This is a genomic window from Nostoc sp. UHCC 0251, from assembly GCF_034932245.1.
Taxonomy (GTDB): domain Bacteria; phylum Cyanobacteriota; class Cyanobacteriia; order Cyanobacteriales; family Nostocaceae; genus Nostoc.
Genome location: NZ_JAYGHD010000040.1, coordinates 1 through 23478 on the forward strand (window position 1 = coordinate 1; position 23478 = coordinate 23478).

The window sequence follows — 23478 nt, forward strand, 5'->3', positions numbered from 1 at the left end:
TACGAGACGCTAAAAGCGAACGCGGACTCGCTAACGCTGCGCTATCTGCCTTTCTCGATCAAAATGGTAAATTTTGTGGGGATACACAAACGCCGTCTATTCATCCGCTAGTGATACAGATTTCAGAATGAATTCTAACTACTGACTCCTAAATTCTGTTTCGATAAAGAATGATAAATATCGGCTAAACGGATGGAATAATTTTTAATATCAAATGGTTCAACAGTTTTCCTAGCAACACTCCCCAGAGAAAGCCGTAAAGTTTCATTTTCAATCAACAATTTCATAGCTTCTGACAATTGTTGAATGTCTCCTGGGGTAACTAGCAGACCATTTTGATTTGAAACCACCAATTCAGAAATGCCTCCTACGGGGGTTGAAATCACGGGCAATCCCCAACCCATAGCTTCTAGAATTGCCAGAGGTAGACCTTCATTGTAAGAAGGCAAAATAAACACATCTGCTTGTGACAACACTTCGTCCCGTTTTTCGGAATTAATCCAACCCAGAAAAGTTACCTGGTCTGCAAGGTTGAGACTAGCAGCCAACTGCTGCGCTTTTTCGATTTCACCATCTCCTGCTATGACTAGCTGAGTACATTTTCTTTGATTATCCGACAGGTTAGCAAATGCCTCAATCAAATCAAATGTCCCTTTGCGTTGGCCGATTCGCCCACAACAGACCAAACTGATTTGAGTACGATTTTTGCGGTCAGGAACCTGTGTAGCTAATTCGGATGGGTTGGGCAAGATAATAACTTGTTTCGGAGTTAAACCTAGATTCGACACATAGTAATCTTGCCAACTTTCGGAAAGAACAATAAAACCTTGGCAACGCTGGAATACTTTACTTAAAATTTGCTGTGCTCGTTGAGGAAGTTTAGCGTAAGTTACATGAAATTCGGCACCGTTAGTATGCATCAAGACGGGTTTATTAAAGATAAAAGCAACAGCACAAAGAATCGCTTTTCGCAGAATGCTACCACCATCGGAAATATGAATGTGTACAACATCTATTTTCTGAATTGATAATTTCCATAAAAATATAGCTAAAGATTTTCCGAAAACAATCACTCTGTAGCTAATTGAGCCTTCATCATGAGTGTTTATATGATGTATTTTTGTATGCGTAACTTCATGCTTGATTATAAGTTTTTCAAGTGTTGCTATTCCTCCATTTTGTTCTAAGCTAGGTCCCAGCATTAATACATTTAGTTGGTTCATTGATGTTAACCTCTGTGTTTTTTTGGTATAGCTCCAGCCGAAAATTAATGAGCCATAAATATGACTTATTTAGATTATTGACAACCATTAAATAGCCTTTCCAAAGAAGTCAATAACAGGGAGTAGTCTGGTAGAAATATTTATCTCTGATATAAGGCAAGAGGTACAATGGAAAAGGGTTTTAGCCTAGTTTCTGTTTCTTCATTAGTTTGGTTTCATTGTGCTAATCTACTTAAGTTGTTGACGACAGCAGGTTTTTACTATGTTAATAAATGAGTAACAGGCTGTAACACTCTGAAGATTTACTATTTTCCTATATTTCCCATAAGTTATCATTAAGGTAGTATACATCTCTAATTTTTTGGAAGCATCTACTTTTGGAAGATATAACAACAGATAAAACAGCGTGCATGACTCACCATGAATCAAAGTCTGCTTAGGGGAATTGGCAACATGGCTGTATGAATAAGCAGACAAAACTAAGCTGACAGACCTAGTTCTGACGCACAGTTGAATGTTGAAAGCGTCATTTAAATTTTCTCTGTTCGTTGTGCTTATATCAATGGATTAAGCTGTCGTCTATCTAACTTGCACATTTTTTTGTATTGACTGTTAACTGTCAGCAGTCAACAAACCTCATGAGTTATGGTGTAATTTAAAGGCTTAATAGCTTACTTGCTATTTGAGTTTTTCTGCCAAAACTCGATGTTTGCAATTTTTTCTCCATCTATATCGGTAACAGGTATAAGTCTAAAAAAGATTAATTTATAAGTAACAACAGCAAAAAATATACTAAAAATAGCTTAGAAAAAACGGTTTTTTGAGGAAGCGATGCCTAAAGACAAGGTGCTTCTTTAAGAGATATTCATTTAGCTCGCTTCGACCCAATAGTATGCGTTATCTGGTAAGACCAATGGCGACAAGGACTTGATATCAAAAAGAAAAAGATGGAAAGGGCAATTTATCCGATCGCAGTTTTAGCAAATGGATAAAGTCGAAGTAATCTGATTTTCAGCTGCTCTGGGGAAGGTTATGTCTCTTAGTCCCTCTTTTCATTAGGATCTCTCAACTCCCTAGATTGGTAGTGACGGCAACCGTTACATGGGCCTTCAGGATTGACAGCACAACGCATGTACCCAGATCGGGCATTAAATTTGCAGCTGATATCGCCAATTAAGTAACCCACCCCTTCTAAATAATAGCGATCGCCTTCAACAGGTCTAGCGCTTTGCCGTCCCTGTATCGCTGCAAAATTCATGGCTGCTTGTCTGAGTCGTAGACGCGATCGCGCATGGGTTTTGCGGATCACCCACAGGGAAATCAGAGACGGTAAAAAACCAACGGCAATCACTAAAAGTGTCTTTAACACCTTCTTTTACCTCTTCTGTGCGCTGATTGATTGTCCCTGATGTTGCACTCTGGTTTGACGAAAGTGCAAATATTAGGGCAGCTTTGCCTATTTGCTACCAACTGTGGTTGCAATTAGCAATGGCAGTATGGTAAGTAATTTTGAGGAAGAAGTTCATTCTGCCACTTCAATCAGCATAACTGTTACAACCTCAGGGGTGAACTGCCGTGGAATGTTGATAAATTTAAGATTTGTTAACTAACACCTTTTTGAACAAGTGTTTTGTGTGAGCCTCAGCCCCATTCTTGTTTTTTCTATGTCTCTGCGATGCTAATCTTTTTTTGGTTTGCTGACGGAGTTGCTGTGCTAGCAGTGTGGCTTCCCTCTCGGCTCGGAATAAATCGACTTTTCGCGTTGTCAGAATAAATGATTCGTCAGACTTTCGTTTCACCCAAGGGACGCTAACTGCGAAATACTGACAAATATTTTTGCATAGCTGCTTCATCAAGAATGGGTAACGCTTTTGAGTATTCGGTGTATTAGCGATCGCTTTCAACTCTAATATCGCTGCTTCTAACTCTTCCGCCATCTGATTGATGCGTTCGACTTGTGTTATCAAACGCTCCCGTTCATTGATGATTTTTTCCTCTTGGGGTTGCAGTGGCGCTATAGCAGTAGTTACAGATGTAGGTTGCAACAACGAAACTTTGAGCAAAATGGGCTTTTTGTCTGTGTCTTGGATTTTTCTCATACTACCTCAAGCAAAGCTAGCTGACTTTTAAGGCATTTTAGCAGCTAATTAGTATACTTGTACTATAAAAATTATGTATATGAGATTTAATCTGATGAATTCTGCTCCATAAGCAGAAAAGACTGCATTTGGTAACTGAAGTAGACCTCGCCAGCGCTGATACTATTTCTAGTAGAGTCTTTATTATTAATTAGCTTCCTTATGAGATTAAGAATATACGAAATAGCTGATACTGAAGAAATTATGAAATTGTTCTATGACACGATTCATGAGGTGAATATTAACGATTACACACAAGAACAAGTTGATGCATGGGCACCAGCAAATATGGATATTGATGTTTGGATTAAAGGTTTAGGAAGTAAGTTTACTTATGTAGCAGAGGAGCAGGGTAAAATTATTGGTTTTGGGGAATTAGAGGCTAATGGACATATTGACCGTTTTTACTGTCATAAAGATTTTCAAAGAAAAGGCATTGGGAAGAAAATCTTAGAACAGCTTGAATCAAAAGCAAAGTCTTTAGGGATTGGAAAGTTATTTACAGAAGCTAGTATTACAGCTAAACCTTTTTTTCAAAGCCAGAACTTTATTGTTGTAAAACAGCAAGAAGTAGAACGTAGAGGGCAAAAACTGATAAATTTTATTATGGAAAAATCAATTTTATAATCAATAAATTGCTTGGATTAAAAACAGTAATTTTGGCAGATGTATAGCAATTCCTATTTGAATGAGTTACACGGGTAGAGACATGGTATTGCACCTACAAGTGAGTATCTATAGTTAATTACTTTTTTCTGTACCTTATACAATTTCTTTGTGAGGCTGCGCCAAATTTTCTTGGCTTCTTCTTTTTTTGTGTCCTACCCTGCGGGAAGCAACTTCTCTACGTTCCCTACGGGATGCCAACGCGCAGCTTGCTTAAGAGGAGGGATACGCGCAACGTGTGGCAGACAGACGCTCCGCGTTAGCGGAAGCCTCTCGCATAAGAAGGCGCTAGCGTCTACGTTTATCATATAGGCGCATCTTATTACAGCTACTAGTTGCCAAGAAAATTCAAGTATTAAAAAAAATTACTTTTTCGGCGTTAATTTGGGGTTCTCCATCAAGAAAAGACTTAACTTTTTGTAATTATTAGTCTATACCCTAAGAAATAAACCTGAGTTATTCCATTAGAAAGAAGCCACTGTACCTCCTACTATCTAAAGTAAGCTTAGTAGATTAAAATAAATCTCTGAACAAACTTAATTAGAATTATGTCTGCTTATGGGTATAACAAATTATCGATAAAAAGTCTAATTCAAAAAGAATAATTTATCTTTTTACATATCAAGTATTGGTGATTTATTTCGGGTAGATAGTCAAGTCTAGCTAAAACACGAGTGATTAGACAAAGAATTCCCTGCAATACCATTTATTTTTGTTGAGGAATATTATTATGACTACACAGGAACAACTACAACAATGGCATGAACTAGCACAACAGTTGCGTGTCGATAGTATTCGCGCTACAACCGTTGCTGGTTCAGGTCATCCTACTTCGTCCATGTCACCCGCTGATCTAATGGCGGTTTTACTCTCCAAATATCTCAGCTACGACTTTGATAACCCACATAATCCTAATAGCGATCGCTTCCTTCTTTCTAAAGGACATGCTGCACCTCTGCTCTATGCCATGTATAAAGCTGCGGGGGTAATTACCGATGAGGAGTTAATGTCACTACGGAAAATTGGCAGTCGTCTAGAAGGACATCCCACACCAGTTTTACCTTGGGTTGATGTGGCGACTGGCTCATTGGGACAAGGATTACCAATTGGTGTAGGGGTGGCTTTAGCAGGTAAATATTTAGATCAACTTCCATACCATGTCTGGGTGTTGCTGGGAGATAGCGAAACATCTGAGGGGTCTGTGTGGGAGGCTTTTGATCATGGCTCACACTATAGCCTAGATAATCTGATTGCTATTATCGATGTCAATCGACTAGGCCAACGGGGTCAGACTGAACTGGGTTGGAACACAAAAGCCTATGCTGCGCGTGCTAGAGCCTTTGGCTGGCAAGCAATTGAGATTGATGGTCACGACTTTACGGAGATTGACCAAGCTTTTAGTGCTGCTTTGAGCATTAACGATCGCCCCACGGTAATTATTGCTCGGACGAAAAAAGGTAAAGGTGTGGCTTCTCTAGAAGACTTGGGTGGTTGGCATGGCAAAGCACTCAAACCCGACGATGAGAAAAAAGCGATCGCTGAGTTAGGTGGTGAACGCAACATCAGAATTCAAGTAAATAAACCCGAAGAACAAGGCCAACCCGTCGCAATAGGTAATCCTCAACCACTGGAACTTTCTACCTACAACAAAGGTGCAAAGGTTGCAACACGTCGAGCATATGGTGATGCTTTAGTTGCATTGGGAGCCGCTCAACCTGATGTAGTTGTCCTTGATGCTGAGGTGAGTAATTCCACTTGTGCCGAAGATTTTGCCGAAGCCTATCCTGAGCGCTACTTTGAGATGTACATTGCTGAACAACAACTGATCGCAGCAGCAGTGGGTTTGCAGGTGCGAAAATACAAACCCTTTGCTTCCAGCTTCGCCGCCTTCTTGAGTAGAGCTTACGACTTTGTACGGATGGCGGCTATCTCTCGCGCCAACATTAAATTAGTGGGTTCTCATGCTGGGGTATCCATTGGTCAAGATGGCCCTTCACAGATGGCACTGGAGGATTTAGCAGCTTTCCGCGCGGTATGGGGTAGTACTGTACTTTATCCTAGTGATGCCAATCAGACGGCTAAACTAGTAGCTCAAATGAGCGATCGCAATGGCGTTGTCTACCTCCGCACTACCAGGGAAAGCACACCTGTAATCTATGGCTCTGATGAAGAATTTCCCATTGGTGGTAGCAAAGTAATCCGTAGCTCTGAGCGAGATCAAGCCACTGTAATTGCGGCTGGTATTACGCTACATGAAGCACTTAAAGCTAGCGATCGTCTCAAAAACGAAGGGATCGCGGTGCGTGTCATAGATGCTTATTCCATCAAACCCATTGATGTACAGACACTTCATCAAGCTGCACGCGATACCCAAGGTAATTTAGTCGTTGTTGAAGACCACTGGATGGAAGGTGGGCTAGGTGCGGCTGTGCTTGATAGCTTTGCTAGTACTAGTAGTATTCCTACTTACAATGGGCCTCAACTGCGGCTAATCAAGTTGGCAGTGCTTGATATGCCAGGTTCAGGAACCCCAGAAGAATTGCTTCATGCTGCTAAAATTGACGCAGATGCCATTGTTGAAGCGGTGAAATCGCAAGTCAGACAGCCTGTAGGGGTGTGACGAGCAGCACGATCGCAATCGCTTTGAAAATGCTATTAAATTTATTTCAATAACTGAGTAATTTTAATTTGCAGTTTTTCTCGTAATTGTTGTGCCTGCTGATAAGCTACTGTACGCCCTTCTTTTGAATGGTTTTGGAATTCTACTGTTTCCAAAGGCTGAATAAAGTAACGCAGACGAGTTCTCATTGCCCAAATTCCCATTGAAGGAAACAGAATTAAGGCAAGCATTAAAGGCGATATAGGTACAAATGGTAATTTGATTAGTCGTTGCAATTTTTTGAAATTAACAGCCCAAGGATGTAAAGATTCACTACCGATGCAAACTACTGGGAGAATAGGAATTTGATAGCGATCGCTCAACTTAATAAAACTCACATCAAACTTTTCTAGTTGATAGCGTCTCCTCCAACCCTTCATAGGACCACGGATACCTTCGGGTGCATATAAGATAATTTTACCTTGGGTAATCGCTGCTTCAAAATCATCTAATTTGGCTCGCACACCACCCAAAACCTGCGACCATTTAGGTGGTAGCCACCAAATGATCCAAGGATGCTCAAATAATGCTGGACTTGCTACGGGTTGTACCACCCATCCTCTGGTTTCACTTAATAAATAACCCAAGGTCAAAAAATCCCAAGGAAAACTCATCCCTGCATGATTCATTGCCACAATCAATGGTCCTGTTTGCGGCAAGTTTTCGATTTGTTGTAATTCTCCCCGAAAATAGTATTTAACGATGGGGCCGAGAACTTCTTTGCGAAAAGCTTGTTGATATTTGGGATCAAATTCACTAATTTCTGTTCGCGGTGAACGAAAACCAAGACGCAACCAACGACTCAGTAGTGCCAGATAAAATCCGCCAGGAATTAAAAATAATCCATATTCGGGCCAATTCCAACCGTCTGCATCGGTATGATAGTGCTGCCAATGACGGTTGAATAAAATTAGCCAGCCTGGAGGATACCAAAGACAAAACCAATCAAACCAGCTAAATCTATAGCCTTCACCTGGTGCATTTTCCAGTTTAGTGTTGATAAGCTTTTCAGAGTGTTGATTAATCAAAACAGTGAGATGTATTAGGCAAAAATTTTGATTTGAATTTTATCATAGCTTTACAGCTTACTTGTTGGGATCTTACCTTAGAAGTAAAATTAACTACATATTTTGAGCATCATTTCAGATAATTTTGGCTAAATTAGCGATTATTTGGCAAAACTTAATAAATACAAACTATTAGATAAAAGTTATAGCAATCTTAAATTATTTGTGAAAATATCTGTTGCCTATTGCCTGTCTCCACAACTAATTTTACGACTCAAATATGATTGCTATATGTATCCAGAATATTGTAGCAATCTTATCTAAATTATCAAAACTCGCGCTATCTAACTTTTGACGAACGATTTAGGATTACTATATATAAAATATTTAATTAGGGTATGAAGCATGTCAATGTAATCCAACACCCATAGATTTATCAGTGCTTATAATTCTACTATGTTGATATCACGCATCTGAAAAATTTAAGGTTTATTTTATAGTTCCCATCTCCAGTTATTTTGTCTCAACAAGTTTTTGCCGCACCACCTTAAAACAGTTACCACTTATCAGGAGTATGGTGGGGGCTTAAATCAGTGAACAGAAATAAATAGGACTGATAACTAATATTAGGATTTCGCCAAAAGATGAAATGAATAATAACTAATGGTTGTTTAAATTCTTCCTAAAGCTGGAGTCAAATGGCGAGACACCTGTCTTACTCTTCCCTTTATGGAACTAGAAAAGTCACTAAAAATTTCAGATTTAATCCGTGAACTTCGGCAGCACCTCGATCTCTCTCAGGAAAAGTTTGCAGCCAAGTTGGGAGTTTCCTTGCGAACAGTTAATCGCTGGGAGAACGGATCTACAGTGCCTTCACAGATGGCACTAAAGCTAATAGAAGAGATGTTACAGAAGATGGGCGAACCAGGCAAAAGACTACTGAACGAGTATCTCCTAAAAGCGGAGCAACGGGAGGACTCCTAAGATGATGGTGAAAGTACCCGAAAAAATTTTGATGATGCGCTCTTGGTTACTAACATACAGCGTGATGATTCTGGCAGTTATAGTGGCGCTGCTGCTGACGCGACTGTTGTTGCCAGTCTTCGATCCGAGCGTATTTACATTATTTTATGCTGCCGTGGCAATCAGTGCTTGGTATGGCGGTATGGGACTTGGAGTATTGGCGATCGCTCTTTCTGTGACAACTGCTCTCTATTTTTTGATCGAGCCAGTCTACTCGTTCGATTTCCTCAGCCCGAATGTCTTAGTACGATTAACCACGTTCTCACTAGTATCCTTCTTAATTACCGCCCTCTCTTCAGAGTTGCGAACTGCCAGACGCAAAGCAGAGACAAGCCTAAAACTGTTGCAAAATAGCGAAATGCGGTTTAGCCGCCTGGCAGAATCCAACATCATTGGAGTGATGGTAACCGATATGAACAACGGCTCCATCATAGAAGCCAATGATGCTTTTCTGAAGATGGTCGGTTATACGCGAGAAGACTTTTCCGCTAACCAAATGAACTGGCGCGAGATTACCCCACACGAATATCTGATTTTGAGCGAGCGTTCAGTGGAAGAACTGAGAACCACCGGAGTATGTAAACCCTTTGAGAAAGAATACATCCGCAAAGATGGCGATCGCATTCCCGTTCTGCTCGGTTCTGTTGTCGTGGAAGATAGTCAAGAAAAGGTCATTGGCTTTGTTGTTGATTTGAGCGAACGCAAACAAGCAAAAGCGGCATTACAACAAGCCAATGAGCGGAATACACGCACTCTGGAAAACATGAGTGATGCATTTGTAACTTTAGACCGGGATTGGCGAATCATCTACCAAAATGCCGAAGCAGAGCGAATTAATGGCAAACCCCGGACAGAGGTTATCGGTAAGTCGCACTGGGAGGAGTGGCCCATATCAGTAGGTACTAATGTAGAGCGCCAGTATCGACGGGCGATGGCAAAACAAATTCCCGTCCACTTCGAGCATCATTACTACTTGCCGTCCAAGTATGACCTGTGGCTGGAGATTCACGCCTACCCTTGTGAGGATGGTCTTGACATTTTCTTCCGTGATATCAGCGGACGTAAGCAAGCAGAGAAAGCTATTCAAGCAAGTGAAGAACGTCTCAGGGGTTTTGTCAAATCTAATATAGTTGGTATTCTCTTTGGTGATGTGAATGGTAGCATCACTGAAGCCAACGACGAGTTCTTGCGAATTGTGGGCTATACCCAAGCAGATATCCAAACAGGTAGACTACGCTGGGCTGATATCACGCCTCCTGAGTACCAATATTTAGATGAACTGGCTATTGCTGAGGCAACCGCGAAGGGAACCTGTACTCCCTATGAGAAGGAATGTATTCGCAAGGATGGTTCCAGTATCCCAGTTGTAGTTGGCTACTCTCTGTTAGGAGAATCTCGGCAGAATTCAGTTGCATTCATTCTTGATGTGAGTGATCTCCAGCAAACTAAAAAAGCGCTGAGTCAAAGTCAAGAGCAATTTCAAGCTTTTATGGACAATATCCCAGCCGCAGCATGGATTACGAATGCAGACGGACGTGTACTTTACCTCAGCCCCACTTATCTGAATACATTTGATGTAGCTACAAATAAGGCAATTAATAAAAACATTTTTGACCTATACCCAGCCCAAATTGCTCAACCCTTCCTCGATAAAATTAGAATGGTTGCCCAAACGAATCAGGTTGTTGAAACCATCGAGTCTGCCCCACGCATAGATGGCACCCTCGGCGAATTTTTGGTATATAAGTTTCCTATTGCTGATGCATTTGGGCAACGCCTAGTAGGAGGGGTTGCAGTTGACATCACCGAACGCGAACGCGTCCTTCGGGAACGCCAGCTTGCTGAACTTGCCTTGCAAGAGCGCACTGAAAGACTCAAGTTGCTCTCTGAAACAACCAGTGATTTGCTTTCAACGGAGCGCCCCTTGGATCTAATGAATAGCTTGTTTGACAAACTCTCGGCGCAAATGGATTTGCATTTTTATTTCCACTATTTAATTGAGACGCACGAAAATAAACAGAAACTTCGGTTAGTAGCTTGGAACGGTATCACTGATGAAGTATTTCAAGCAATTGAATATCTAGAACTTAATCAAGGGATGTCTGGACTAGTGGCGCAAGAACGCCGTCAAATTGTGATCAACGATGTGCTGCACTCTACCGATCCAAATGCCCAGATCCTCCGTGATTTGGAAATCACAGCCTATGCAGGTCAACCATTAATTGCTCGCGGAAAGCTGCTGGGCGTCCTCTCCCTTGCCAGTCGCACCCGTACCCGCTTCACTTCTGGAGAAATTGCCCTGCTGCAAGCAACCTCCGATCAGGTGGCGGTTGCTCTGGAACGCGCTCAGTTGATGGATTCATTACAGCAGCAAAAGGAGCAATTAGTCCAGGCTAACCGGATTAAAGATGAATTTTTGGCGGTTCTTTCCCATGAACTTCGCACGCCGTTAAACCCAATCTTGGGATGGTCGAAGTTACTGCAAACTAAAAAGTATGATGAAGCAACCACCACTCGCGCCCTCGAAACCATTGAGCGCAATGCCAAGCTTCAGACTCAATTAATTGAAGATTTGTTGGATGTCTCTCGGATTTTGCAAGGTAAACTCAGTCTGAATATTGCTCCTGTGAATCTGGAAACTGCGATCGCATCTGCAATAGAAACTGTACGTTTAGCTGCCCAAGCCAAATTTATCAATTTGCGATTTACGATTTTAGATTCTGGATTAGAATATCCTCACAGAAATTTAGAATCTATCGATTTTAACAAGCAAGCTGACAATCTAAAATCCCAAACCCAAGTTGCGCTTTCAGCACCCCAAAAGTGCGATCCAAAATTTCTCGTAACCGGTGATTCCGGTCGCTTGCAGCAAGTTATCTGGAATCTACTTTCCAATGCTATTAAGTTTACGCCCCAAGGTGGACAGGTAGAAATCAGTTTACAGCCACTTGGTTCTCAGGCTCAACTTCGAGTCAGTGATACAGGTAAGGGAATTAACCCCGACTTTTTACCCCATGTATTTGACTACTTCCGACAAGCTGATGGTGCAACTACCAGAAAATTCGGCGGACTGGGATTAGGATTAGCTATTGTTCGTCACATCGTCGAGTTACATGGAGGCACAGTTCAGGCAGAAAGTTTGGGCGAAGAACAGGGAGCAACCTTTACAGTCACGCTACCGCTGATGAAAATTAATCTAAATAGCCACCAGATTGTCTCTCAACCTGATGATTCACCTGATCTAAATGGGGTGAAAGTTTTGCTTGTCGATGATGAGCGTGATACACGAGAGTTAATTGCTTTCATTTTGGAGCAGTCTGGCGCGGTAGTAACTCAGGCAGCATCGGCTGTGGAAGCATTACAAGCTATGCCTAAGTTTCAACCAAATCTGCTGTTAAGCGACATTGGAATGCCAGAAGTAGACGGTTATATGCTGATGCGTCAAATCAGAGCCATGTTACCAGAGATGGGAGGGACGATTCCAGCGATCGCTCTTACAGCTTACGCAGCTGAGGCTGATTATCAACAGGCAATCGCCGCCGGATTTGAGCAACATATCACCAAGCCTGTGGAACCAGCTAAATTAGTTAAAGCGATCGCAAACCTGATTTTATAGTTGTAGCAACCTGCAAGCTAACTTACGATCTTTTTAAAATCAAAAAAGACACAATTAACTGAGGGAATCAATTAACTTTACAACTCTTTCCTTAACTTCATCTCGAACGCGGCGAAACGTTTCAATTGATTGCCCTGCTGGATCATCAAGTTGCCAATCTTCAAACACATCTCTTAACACCCACTCTTTGGGTAAGTTAACACCACAACCACATAATGAAATCACAGCATTATAATCTTGCGCTTTAAAATCACTTAAAGGCTTCGAGGTTTGATTAGTAATATCAATGCCGATTTCTGCCATCACTTCAACAGTGATAGGATCTAACTCACTTGGCACTAAACCAGAACTTGTAACAGCAACTTTATTTTCACCGAATGTATGTGCAAATCCCTCTGCCATTTGGGAACGGCGGGAATTATGCGTACAAACAAACATCACTTTTTTCATAATTCCTTCCCCTTTTTATAGATCGATCTTAGGAACCCGCCGCTATATCAGGAGTATCTGATATAGCGGCGTGAGGATATCAATCTAAGCACAGCATGGCTTATTAGCAGCCTTGACTACCTCAGCCGAATTAACTGTAGTCACCAAATTATTTTCTGGCGCTGTATCTCCCACTTTCACTACAAAAACTTCCCAACGATTCCCATCTGGATCTGTTACCCAAACTTTGTCTTGCAAAGCGTAGCAACAATCAGTATTATCTTCGGTAAATAATGCTAGCCCTGCATCAGTAAATCTTTGGATAGCCGATCGCACTTCTTCTGTACTTTCAACTTGTACACCCAAGTGAGACAATGCACTCAATGCACCACTAGCCTGAATGCTATGAGCCAGATTCAATGTCAAATTTAACGCTGGGCTGGGAATATCAAACTTAGCGTAGCCATCCTTATATTTCATCGGTTCCACACCAAACATAGCCCGATAAAATGCTACAGACTTTTCAACGTCAGTAACATTTAAAGCCACATGAGTTTTTAGAACTGCCATAATTTTGCTCCTTGTAAGATTTTCAAAATTTAATTACGAATTACGAATTACGAATTAGCAATTACACCGTGGATCTCGCAATGTTGCCTTTTCCGGCTCTCGTGGGAACCAAAATGCTGTGCGCTTACAAACTTCAACCAGCATCAACATTACTGGTACTTCGATTAAAACACCTACCACTGTAGCAAGTGCAGCACCAGAATTTAAGCCAAAGAGCATTACTGCTGTTGCGATCGCAACTTCAAAGTGATTACTAGCTCCAATTAATGCTGCGGGTGCGGCATCCTCATAAGATATATTCAGTTTTAAAGCTGCCACATAACTAATCAAGAAAATAAAATTAGTTTGAATGAATAGTGGCACGGCAATTAACAAGATGTGCAAGGGATTACTAACAATTAATTCACCCTTGAACGCAAACAGCAAAACCAAAGTAATCAGTAACGCGGTAATAGCAATTGGACTGAGATACTTGATAAATCTCCGTTCAAACCACTCTCTACCTTTATATTTGAAAATCCAATAACGGCTATACATTCCGGCCACTAATGGCAACCCAACATAAATAAGTACTGATAAAACAATTGTTTGCCACGGTACTATTAAATCATTTGCTGCCAGTAACCACCTGCCTAAAGGTGCATATAAAAACAGCATCATCAAAGAATTCACTGCCACCATCACCAAAGTGTGACCCTGATTGCCATAGGAAAGATAACCCCACAGCAACACCATTGCAGTACAAGGAGCAATTCCCAGTAAAATCGTACCGGCAATGTAGGAATTAGCGATCGCTATTTCGTCACCACGAATTAATTCTGTCCCTGTAATTAATGGACGAAACAACCAACCTAAGAAAAATTGGGCAAATACTACCATCGTGAATGGTTTAATCAACCAATTCACCACCAAGGTGAGAATTACAGGTTTTGGGGCACGGATAGCATTTTTAGCTTGAGTAAAATCTATTTTTACCATGATCGGATACATCATGAAAAACAGACATACTGCAATGGGAATTGACACTTGATAGAGACTCAACGCATCCAGCGTCACCGCTACCTGTGGAAATAATCTTCCTAGTGCAATTCCCGCCAAGATGCACAGAAATACCCAAACGGTGAGGTATTTTTCAAAAAAACTGAGATTACTCCCTGCTTGTGCTGTATTCGGCTGCGAATTCGTACTCATAAATGTAAGCCTGAAATATTTTTGGGGAGTGGGGAGTGGGGAGTAGTGAAGAAGCAGGGGGAAAATTCCTCTCCTCTGCACCCTCTGCCTCTTCCAATGCCCTAATCTCCATCTCCAGCTTTCCAAGCGATTGCTTTGCTGGGTTCGGGATCGGGTAGCTTCAGAGAAATCAATGCTGCTGCTAGTACAAAGAACATGGATGTCCACAGACAGCCAACTAATCCGAAAAACTGATATATCAAACCTGATAAGACAGTACCTATCAACCGACCACCAGAGTTTGCCATGTAATAAAAACCAACGTTCAGCGCTACCTTGTCATCATCAGTAAAGGCCAGCACTAGATAAGAGTGAACTGCTGAGTTGAAGGCAAACACTACACCAAAAATAAGGAGTCCGCCAACGATCGCAATATTTGCAGGTATACCTATTTGCAGAGCAAGAGCGATCGCACCGGGAACTAAAACTAAGGTAAATGTCCAAAACTGGATGGTCTTTGATTGCGGCGGACGGCCAGAACCAAATCGCTGGATCAGTGTTGGCGCTAGAAACTGAACAAGTCCATACCCAATTACCCAACAAGCTAAGAATCCACCAACCTGATAGAACGACCAGCCTAAAATCTCCCGTAGAAATACTGGTAATGCCACAACAAACCAGACATCCCGTGAACCAAATAAAAAGAATCGAGCAGCCGAGAGAATATTAATCTCTTGGCTCTTAGAAAACAGTTGGCTAAACTTGACTTTCTTCTTAATTTTGCCCATCCCTTTGGGCAACAGTAGCCCAGTGAACATAATCAAGAACAGTCCCGCTGCCATAATCCACAAGGAGTTGACGAAGCCAACTGAAGCCAAAAGTGCGCTACCAACAAAAAAGCCAACTCCTTTGAGGGCATTCTTGGAACCCGTTAGAACTGCTACCCACTTAAATAAAGACGACTGGGCATCTTGGGGAACTACTAACCGAATAGCGCTCTTAGAACTCATCTTGGTTAAGTCTTTGGCAATCCCAGAAAATGCCTGTGCCACCATCACATAACCGACTGCAATCCACTGCGCCCAATCTGGATTGAGCCATGAAAGCATCACCATCGAGAAAACTTGCAGCCCGATGCCGGTGTAAAGGGTTACTTTCAGACCTAACTGGGAACCAATCCAACCACCTAAAAAGTTTGTGACAACTCCGAAGACTTCATAGAACAGGAATAAGGAAGCGATTTGTAGTGGGGTATAGCCAATGTTGTTGAAGTAGAGCAACACGAGCATTCGTAAGGCACCATCAGTGATAGTAAAACCCCAGTATGCGAGTGTGACTAGGATATAGTTTTTGAAGTTGGCGCTAGAAGCTGTAGAAGAAGTCATGAGGAGATGAGGAAGTGGGGGAGACAAGGGAGCAACAAGAGGGGAAAAGGTTAAAGGTTAAAGGGTAAAGGATGAAGAAATAAACTTTTTCCCCCTTACCCATTCCCCTTTGCCCTTCTTACCAATGCCCAATCTTTTTTAATTCTTCAGACTCAAAGCCACCTTACGGGCGAGTTCAACCATCCGATTGGCATAGCCCCATTCGTTGTCATACCAAGCGAGTATTTTGACTTGCGTCTCGTTTACCACCATTGTGGAAAGGGCATCAATGATGGAAGACCGAGGATCGTCTTTGTAGTCGATAGATACTAAAGGACGTTCTTCATATCCCAGAATCCCTTTGAGTGGTGCTTGCTCTGAAGCTGCTTTTAGTAAGCTGTTAATTTTTTCTACTGTGGTAGGCCGTACAACTTCAAACACGCAGTCTGTCAAAGAAGCATTGAGTAAGGGTACTCGTACTGCCAAACCGTTGAGTTTGCCGTTGAGTTCGGGATAAATCAATCCGATCGCAGTTGCCGATCCAGTAGTAGTAGGAATCAACGATAGACTGGTAGCCCGGGCGCGGCGTAGATCCTTATGAGGGGCATCCACGATGGTTTGAGTATTAGTGTTGTCATGGATTGTGGTTATAATTCCATGCTTAATACCCAAACCTTCATGGATCACCTTCACTACTGGAGCTAAACAGTTAGTTGTACAAGAAGCCGCAGTTAGCAGATGATGCTTTTCTGGTTCATAAAGTTGGTCGTTAACTCCCATAACAATATTCAAGGCTTCTTCCTTCACCGGAGCAGCCACAATTACCTTCTGTACTCCCCTTTTAAAATAAGGGTCAAGGGTGGCGGGAGTCCTAAACTTACCTGAGCATTCCAGCACGAGATCAACACCTAAATCTTCCCAAGGAACTTCACCAGGTTGGGAATGTTCACTAAAGCTTAAAGGTGTCCTATCAATGAGGATGCGTTCGCCTCTGGCGTTGGCAAAGCCATCGCCGCCTTCTGCTTCTGCTTCTACTTCTGGTGTCCAACGCCCGTGGACAGAATCAAATTTGAGCAAATGAGCGGCTGTTACTGCCCCACCTTTAATCTCATTGATATGGACAAACTCTAACTCTGACCAACCCCACGCAGCCCGTAAAGCTAACCGGCCAATTCTGCCAAATCCATTGATACCAACACGTACTCTCATCAGTTTTCCTTTATTTAAATCAATGGGTAGCAGTAAACTGATTCCATAGTGAGTTTTTAGTAAGGACTTCAGCCCTTAATTTTTTAAGCACTAAAGTGCTTACTACGAACCTATCAAAACTTTTTTACATCAGTATTTTTGAGTTAAACCACTATTTTTGTGGTGTCTTTAACAAATCACTAATTTGGAAGTTGATCTGCTCCTTACCTGCAAATACTGTTCCTTCTTTACCAGCTTGAAAGTTTTTTTCTGCCAATTCATAAGCTTCACTAGGTAAAGGCACATACCCAACCGAACTAGTTGTTATTGGTGCATACTTGAGGTAATAATCTACGAATTCTTTTAGTTCTGGCTGATTTTGCAGAGATTGAGCATTAACATAAATTAACAATGGTCGAGCTAGTGGCTGATATTCAGCTTTCTCGACAGTTTCAGGTGATGGCAACACTGCTCCTTTGCCGCTATCAATTGCCAGAGGTTTTAACCGACTTTTGTTGTCTTCGTAATAAGCAAGCCCGAAATAACCTAAGGCATTAGGATCTGTGCCGACTCCGCGCACTAAGACTAGATCATCTTCACTGGAGATGTAATCAGTGCGGCTGGCTCTGGTTTTACCAACAATAGCTTCTGTGAAGTAATCAAAAGTACCAGACTGACCGCCAGCACCATACAGATTAATTGGTTGATCAGGCCAAGACGATCGCACTTGGTTCCAGCGAGTGATTTTTCCTTGAGCATTTGGCTCCCAAAGCTTTTTCAATTCAGCTACAGTAATATCTTTTGCCCAGGTATTTTGGGAATTCACCGCAACAGTCAGCGCATCAAAGGCAACAGGAAGCTCGATAAACTTAACACCATTTTTGTTGCAAGCTTCTATCTCTGCTTTCAAAATGGGACGCGAGGCGTTGCTGATGTCTGTCTCTTTGTTACAGAATTTCTTAAACCCCGCGCTAGTACCGGAAAAGTTTAGTACAACTTGCCCTTTGTACTGCTCCTTGTTTTGTTGAAACTGGTTAGCGATCGCTTCGGTGATCGGATACACTGTGCTAGAACCATCAATCTTGATCGCCCTCACCTTTGTCGCATCAGTTACTTCTGTAACCTTTGGCAACGACTGAGTTTGAGTAGATGAATTGGATGTGGCTGTGCAACTTGTCGCAAAAGCCAAAACTCCAAATACGAGAGCTAATTTCTTTGCTATTGCGTTCATTGACCTCACCTTGATGGGTAATTTTGAAAGTATGTTTATATCATTTCAAAAAAACTTGATGTGTCAATATAAAGCATAGCACTATACATAAAAATTCATCAAAAAAACTTGATGCATTAAATAAATTAATTCAGCGCCAACGGAATCAGTCGTAGTTGACATTTCTAGGGCTTAAAGCTCTAAACTCTTTCTTAATCGCAGCAGGAACGGGCAGATGAAATTACAGAATTATGGCTAAAATCTGCCAGATATTCCTCTAAAACACTAAATTGGGACAGATTCAAACTGTAATAAATCCAGCGCCCTTCCTGACGGGAGTTAACTAAGCCAGCTTCCTTGAGGGTTTTCAGGTGAAAAGATAGTTTTGACTGATTTACCCCCAAGGCGTCGCACAAATCACATACACATAATTCTCGCTTTCGGAGGAGTTCCAGCACACTAATCCTGAGTGGATCAGAAAGAGCATGAAAGCCAGCAGCAATTAAATGAGGAATAGTAGCAGAGGGGGTTTGCATGAATCAGATTTTGATAAGGTTATGCTATCTCTATTGTGAAGCAGAGACTACAGCTTCAGGTTGATAGCGGATGCCGGCTTGCTTGAAGCGATGTAAAGCTTCACCCAAGCGATCGCAGTCGGCAATCAAACTTATCCTGACATAACCCTCACCTGCAACCCCAAAGGCATTACCTGGGGTAACTACAACGCCTGTTTGCTGCAACACATTCAAGGCAAAATCTGTGGAACCCATTCCTACAGGGCACTTCACCCACAGATACATCGTCGCCTTAGTTTTGGGGATATCCCAACCCAATTCTCCTAACCCGTTAATGAGGAAATCGCGGCGGGTACGGTAGCGTTGTTGTACTTCATGCAAATACACATCTGGCAGTTGCAAAGCGGTTTCAGCTGCTGTTTGTAAGGCGGAAAAAATACCGTAATCCAAGTTAGTTTTTAGTGTCCGTAAACCTTGAATTACATGGCGGTTCCCCACCACAAACCCAACACGCCAACCAGCCATATTGTAGGTTTTAGATAAGGTATGAAATTCTACACCAATATCTTTCGCGCCGGGAATTTCTAGCAAGCTAGTGGGTTGATAACCATCAAAAGCTAACTCGGCATAACACAAATCATGCACCAACAGAATTTCATATTTGCGGGCAAAGGCGACAATTTCTTCAAAAAATTCACGGGGTGCGGTAGCGGCGGTAGGATTGCTGGGATAGTTGAAATAGAGAATTTTCGCTTGTCTTGCAACCTCGTCAGGAATCGCAGCTAAATCGATTAACCAGTCATTCTCTGGTTTGAGGATCAAGCTGTGGATTTTGCCGCCTGCGATCGCAGGGCCCCGAAAATGGGCGGGATAAGCTGGGGAAGGAACTAGAACTAAATCGCCAGGGTTAACGTAGGCAAGTGCTAAATGGGTTAATCCTTCTTTAGAACCCAGCAATGGTAAAGCTTCGCTATCGGGATCGAGAACCACACCATAACGGCGATGATACCAGTTGGTGATCGCCCGGCGGAAACTAGCAGTGCCTTCAAAAGGAGGATAACCGTGATTGGCGGGATCTTTCAAGGCGGCGATCGCAGCTTCTACAACTGGTGCTGGTGTTGCACCATCAGGGTTTCCCATCCCCAAATCAATTAAATCTAACCCTTGTTCCCGTGCTTTAGCTTTCAGTTCATCTAAACGGGCAAATACATAGGGTGGCAGTTTTTGTATACGTTCTGCTGGAACAATCCAATCTAAACTCATGCTTCAACCTCGTCACTCATTCCCTTGGGCGAAACTCGATTCATATCTCTACTATCTATGGGTGCAGTGGTGGAAACCATTGCCGCCATTAGCTGTTCTGGCGCGACTTTAAATGGTAGTCGGTGGATGTCAGAATTAGGAACTAGAGCAATTTCGGCGGCTGTTTGCAACTCGCCTAATGTAATATTGCCCAATCCCAAATCACTTAATTTTTGGGGTAGTCCAATTTCTGTGTAGAACTTTAACAACTGTTGCCGTGCTGATGCGGCTAGTTGATTGCCTTGTAGCATTTCTTCTAAACGCAGTTGCGCCAAAATTCCAAAAGCAACTTTTTCGCCATGAATACTGCCATGTCCTGAAATATGAGTTAAACCATTATGCACGGCATGGGCCGCAACTGTACGACACTGCGCTCCTCCAAGTCCCCCAACTACCCCAGCTAATAAAATAGTGGCGTCTACGACTTCTCGCCAAACCTCACTACCTGGTTCCTTCAGCGCGGCGGCTGACTTTTGCAAGAGGATATCTCGCAAAACTCGTGCTTGTTGCACCGCAGCAATAATTAAAGTGTCTTGCAAATGCCCGCTACTCACTGAGGCTTCATACCACTTAGCGATCGCATCACCAATTCCGGCTACTAAAGTCCTTTGTGGTGCAGTTTTAATCAAGTCATAATCAAGTATCAATAAATCGGGACAACGAGACAGCCCCACATCGTAGAGAAACGCCCCTTCTTCCGAATAAACATTTGACAGGGCACTCCAAGCTGCACAGGTAGATCCTGATGTCGGAATTGTCACCACTGGCAACTGTAATTGCTGTGCGAGTAATTTCGCTGTATCTAAGGCTTTGCCACCACCAACGCCAATAATTACATCAGCTTTATGTTCTTTTGCCGTTTTCTGTAAAGTTTTCAGGCTAGCTTCACAGCAATCTGCACCATAAGAAGCTTGGATAGTATGTAACTGTTGCGTTTCTAAAATCGGTTGCAAATTCTTTCGGCTGATGGCGAGAGTAGACTCACCTGCCACAATTAAGGGACGACTTCCCAAGCAGGCGATCTCTGCTGCGGCTGCTTGCAACACCCCAGAACCACGGATGACTTTTGCAGGGGCAACTGTGAGCGTAAATAACGAACTAGAGGTTTGAGTAGACAAGGAAGGTTGAGTAGAAAGTTGGTTAGACATATAATCTAGTTTGCCAAAACTTGATATTTCTTAATCTAATAGACTTGCAGCCAAAGATACTTGTTGCCACGCTTTTTTCAGGATGGCTACAAGCTTGGATCTGGCTCAACTAAGTTTTACCGAGCTAATGAAAAATACAAAGCCCATCGCCAACTGGTTAAGCAGTTTGACGACGTTGCTTGAATCTGTGATGTTCATTAGCCTGAAATTCCGAACTATCAAAGTTTTGAATAACCGTATAATTAATTAACTTACCACTCTCAGATTCTCAAGAAAAGTCATTGAGAACTGAATAATGTGTCAATAATGGCCATTCCAACTACAGATAGGTGTGTAGGGGTTTACATCTATCTGTACATCCCCACAGCTGATTTATTTGCTGCAAAGACTTGTGAAAATGTCAACAGTGGTAATTAGGATAACAACTGAGAAATCACAACTGCCAGCACCCATTATCCGCACGCTAATTAACTTTTTTCCACAGTGTAACCACTAAAAGTGTGAATATTTTAATCTAAAAATAACTATTAATGTATCGGTAAATACAAAATAAATTATGTCATCCTGATAACAGGTAAATTATTTTTGTTCTTTTGCATGAGACAGAGGGGACAAGGAGAAACTTGTAGAAAAATTCCCCCTGCCCCCTGCCTCTTAAGCGGTAGGTTTTGGTAATTGGGCGAATTTTTCTGTGTAAATTTCGATTGCGATCGCAGAATTTTCACGAGAAACAAGCGATCGCTTGGCCTCACCCAAGTAAACTGGTACAGAAGTCCCTGGTTCCGGGTGGATAATGGTACGAGCGCGAACTGTCAACTTGTCCTCTTGCCGTGTACCTGAGCGACCAGAAGAAAACAAATTACTAACTGCTTGACGTAAAGTTGCTTCTAATTGTGTGGGCGTAATTTGAGGTGATGTGGCAATCACCGCTTGGGTTGACCCATTGTCATAAACTAGAGTGTATCGGGCTGCTCCTGGAATCACAGTCCGACTCAAAGGGACTATCGAGAGTGCAAATAAACCACTTGTCAGCACCAGCATAAAGCCAGTCGTACCCACCAGGCGAAAGCGGAAACCCCATTTGAGAATAAAAGCCAAAACTGTTAAGGCAGCAAATACCAAGGTAGCTATACCTGACCATTGGGTGTACTGAAGAAAATTAGCTGTTGTGAGCATAAGGTTGGTTATAGATGCGTCTTTTTTTTCGTTACCGACACACCCATTTTACCGAGAGCTTGCACCGATTACCTGTGAGGTTGCATATAGCGATTCTCGACCCAGTAAGGTACAATTTTGCTCTCTCTCCTTTTAGGCTAAGGTGTAAACACAAGTGCTGTCCATATAAGTTTCAACTCTTTTACCTAGATTTTTGTCAGAGTTAAATTGTCACACTTACCGACATCCCGCCCAGAAATAAAGTTCAGCGGCTCATAGCCCAAGTCCACTTAAATGGACTGAACGATATTAAATAGAGACGTAGCAGTGCTACGTCTCTACAAGGATTTTGGTATTATGCAAAATTATTTTCATACATGGAATCAGCAACGCCCCAACTTTTCTAGAATAGTATTGGCTCTCCAGAGGCAATATGGGAATGTTGAGATGTCTGCAACTTGTTTTGAACACTATCAATAATTGATGTCCAATCAGCATCTTTGTTCCATTCAGAGCGAATTCTGGTTTTAGTCGCCGCGTCGTAGAGGTTACAAAAAACCACATTCTCTTTTCCAGCAATTGCAGCGATAATCAGGGGCTTGGAAAAGTCCTGGACACATGATGCAGCTAAAAGGAAACTTTTAGCAAAGTTCGTTTCTATCCCAGTCCTAACAACATAAACTTCATCCGCCCTAACAACGATGTGTAACTTAACGTTGTCCTTTCCCTTGAATTCTGTCGTTTTTAATTTCAGTTCAGATATATACCCAGTTAGCCCTGTTTGGTGGACAGGAACAGTTTGATCATTATTTATATCGTAGTTATACCATAGGTACGATTCTCCGTTTAATTCTCCGCTTTTCACATGCAAATAGATAGGTTCTGGCGGGTTACAAAGACCTAGCTTAATTTCAGTAACCATGTTTTATATTCCTCTATAAAAGATAAAAATTTTTCAGATATTCCGTCAAATTCAATATTTTTAAAATTGTGCTTAACTGAAGAAAAATAATAGATATACAAAAGGGCATCTACAAGAGATGCCCGTCATGCAGGAAAACCCCTAAGGGTTGTCCCTACACCTTCCCAACAATC

The 23478-nt window shown here is 42.1% G+C and carries 19 protein-coding genes; 4 read left to right on the forward strand and 15 right to left on the reverse strand.

Features of this window, described 5'->3' with window-relative positions; all coding sequences use genetic code 11:
* Nucleotides 1-134: 134 nt before the first annotated feature.
* From VB740_RS07640 to VB740_RS07650, 3 genes are all read right to left on the reverse strand, one after another.
* The gene (locus VB740_RS07640; protein WP_323199443.1) at nucleotides 135-1223 is read right to left on the reverse strand and encodes a glycosyltransferase family 4 protein; all 1089 of its coding nucleotides are present in this window, start codon (nucleotides 1221-1223) and stop codon (nucleotides 135-137) included.
* 1039 nt (nucleotides 1224-2262) lie between these two features.
* Complete coding sequence (locus tag VB740_RS07645) at nucleotides 2263-2592, reverse strand: DUF6464 family protein (protein ID WP_323199444.1); 330 nt, start codon at nucleotides 2590-2592, stop codon at nucleotides 2263-2265.
* Between the two features lie 223 nt (nucleotides 2593-2815).
* Nucleotides 2816-3322: a hypothetical protein gene (locus VB740_RS07650; protein WP_323199445.1), complete on the reverse strand. Its 507-nt coding sequence runs from the start codon at nucleotides 3320-3322 to the stop codon at nucleotides 2816-2818.
* A 201-nt stretch (nucleotides 3323-3523) separates the two neighbouring features.
* On the opposite strand from VB740_RS07650, the gene VB740_RS07655 reads away from it, so the two are divergent.
* A complete protein-coding gene (locus tag VB740_RS07655; RefSeq protein WP_323199446.1) occupies nucleotides 3524-3988 on the forward strand; it encodes a GNAT family N-acetyltransferase in 465 nt (154 codons plus the stop codon).
* Between the two features lie 769 nt (nucleotides 3989-4757).
* Nucleotides 4758-6647: a transketolase gene (locus VB740_RS07660; protein WP_323199447.1), complete on the forward strand. Its 1890-nt coding sequence runs from the start codon at nucleotides 4758-4760 to the stop codon at nucleotides 6645-6647.
* A 41-nt stretch (nucleotides 6648-6688) separates the two neighbouring features.
* Here VB740_RS07660 and VB740_RS07665 read toward each other — a convergent pair whose 3' ends face one another.
* On the reverse strand, nucleotides 6689-7714 hold the full coding sequence (locus VB740_RS07665; protein ID WP_323199448.1) for a 1-acyl-sn-glycerol-3-phosphate acyltransferase: 1026 nt from the start codon (nucleotides 7712-7714) through the stop codon (nucleotides 6689-6691).
* Between the two features lie 708 nt (nucleotides 7715-8422).
* On the opposite strand from VB740_RS07665, the gene VB740_RS07670 reads away from it, so the two are divergent.
* Together VB740_RS07670 and VB740_RS07675 are read left to right on the forward strand one after the other, a co-directional pair.
* Nucleotides 8423-8677, forward strand: coding sequence for a helix-turn-helix transcriptional regulator (locus VB740_RS07670; RefSeq protein ID WP_323199449.1), 255 nt, complete (start codon nucleotides 8423-8425; stop codon nucleotides 8675-8677).
* 1 nt (nucleotide 8678) lies between these two features.
* On the forward strand, nucleotides 8679-12332 hold the full coding sequence (locus VB740_RS07675) for a PAS domain S-box protein (protein ID WP_323199450.1): 3654 nt from the start codon (nucleotides 8679-8681) through the stop codon (nucleotides 12330-12332).
* A 54-nt stretch (nucleotides 12333-12386) separates the two neighbouring features.
* On the opposite strand, the gene arsC is transcribed toward VB740_RS07675, so the two are convergent.
* The 11 genes from arsC to VB740_RS07730 all read right to left on the reverse strand — a co-directional run bounded on the left by arsC (nucleotide 12387) and on the right by VB740_RS07730 (nucleotide 23305).
* Nucleotides 12387-12782, reverse strand: a complete 396-nt coding sequence (gene arsC, locus VB740_RS07680) for an arsenate reductase, glutathione/glutaredoxin type (protein WP_323199451.1) — start codon at nucleotides 12780-12782, stop codon at nucleotides 12387-12389.
* An 84-nt stretch (nucleotides 12783-12866) separates the two neighbouring features.
* The gene (locus VB740_RS07685; RefSeq protein ID WP_323199452.1) at nucleotides 12867-13331 is read right to left on the reverse strand and encodes an ArsI/CadI family heavy metal resistance metalloenzyme; all 465 of its coding nucleotides are present in this window, start codon (nucleotides 13329-13331) and stop codon (nucleotides 12867-12869) included.
* Nucleotides 13332-13385: 54 nt separating this feature from the next.
* Entirely contained in the window at nucleotides 13386-14522 is a 1137-nt protein-coding gene (gene arsB / locus VB740_RS07690; protein WP_323199453.1) for an ACR3 family arsenite efflux transporter, read from the reverse strand.
* 101 nt (nucleotides 14523-14623) lie between these two features.
* Nucleotides 14624-15886 carry an organoarsenical effux MFS transporter ArsJ gene (gene arsJ, locus VB740_RS07695; protein WP_323199454.1) on the reverse strand — a complete coding sequence of 421 codons (1263 nt, stop codon included), beginning with the start codon at nucleotides 15884-15886 and terminating at the stop codon, nucleotides 14624-14626.
* 138 nt (nucleotides 15887-16024) lie between these two features.
* Complete coding sequence (locus VB740_RS07700; RefSeq protein WP_323199455.1) at nucleotides 16025-17074, reverse strand: ArsJ-associated glyceraldehyde-3-phosphate dehydrogenase; 1050 nt, start codon at nucleotides 17072-17074, stop codon at nucleotides 16025-16027.
* A 151-nt stretch (nucleotides 17075-17225) separates the two neighbouring features.
* Nucleotides 17226-18284: a PstS family phosphate ABC transporter substrate-binding protein gene (locus VB740_RS07705; protein ID WP_323199456.1), complete on the reverse strand. Its 1059-nt coding sequence runs from the start codon at nucleotides 18282-18284 to the stop codon at nucleotides 17226-17228.
* A gap of 191 nt (nucleotides 18285-18475) precedes the next feature.
* Nucleotides 18476-18799: a metalloregulator ArsR/SmtB family transcription factor gene (locus VB740_RS07710; RefSeq protein ID WP_323199457.1), complete on the reverse strand. Its 324-nt coding sequence runs from the start codon at nucleotides 18797-18799 to the stop codon at nucleotides 18476-18478.
* A 30-nt stretch (nucleotides 18800-18829) separates the two neighbouring features.
* Complete coding sequence (locus VB740_RS07715; RefSeq protein ID WP_323199458.1) at nucleotides 18830-20041, reverse strand: aspartate aminotransferase; 1212 nt, start codon at nucleotides 20039-20041, stop codon at nucleotides 18830-18832.
* Complete coding sequence (locus VB740_RS07720) at nucleotides 20038-21228, reverse strand: iron-containing alcohol dehydrogenase family protein (RefSeq protein ID WP_323199460.1); 1191 nt, start codon at nucleotides 21226-21228, stop codon at nucleotides 20038-20040. Before VB740_RS07720 ends, VB740_RS07715 begins: the two co-directional genes overlap by 4 nt.
* 654 nt (nucleotides 21229-21882) lie before the next feature.
* Nucleotides 21883-22404, reverse strand: coding sequence for a Ycf51 family protein (locus VB740_RS07725; RefSeq protein ID WP_323199461.1), 522 nt, complete (start codon nucleotides 22402-22404; stop codon nucleotides 21883-21885).
* A gap of 382 nt (nucleotides 22405-22786) precedes the next feature.
* Nucleotides 22787-23305 carry a hypothetical protein gene (locus tag VB740_RS07730; protein WP_323199462.1) on the reverse strand — a complete coding sequence of 173 codons (519 nt, stop codon included), beginning with the start codon at nucleotides 23303-23305 and terminating at the stop codon, nucleotides 22787-22789.
* Nucleotides 23306-23478 lie beyond the last annotated feature (173 nt).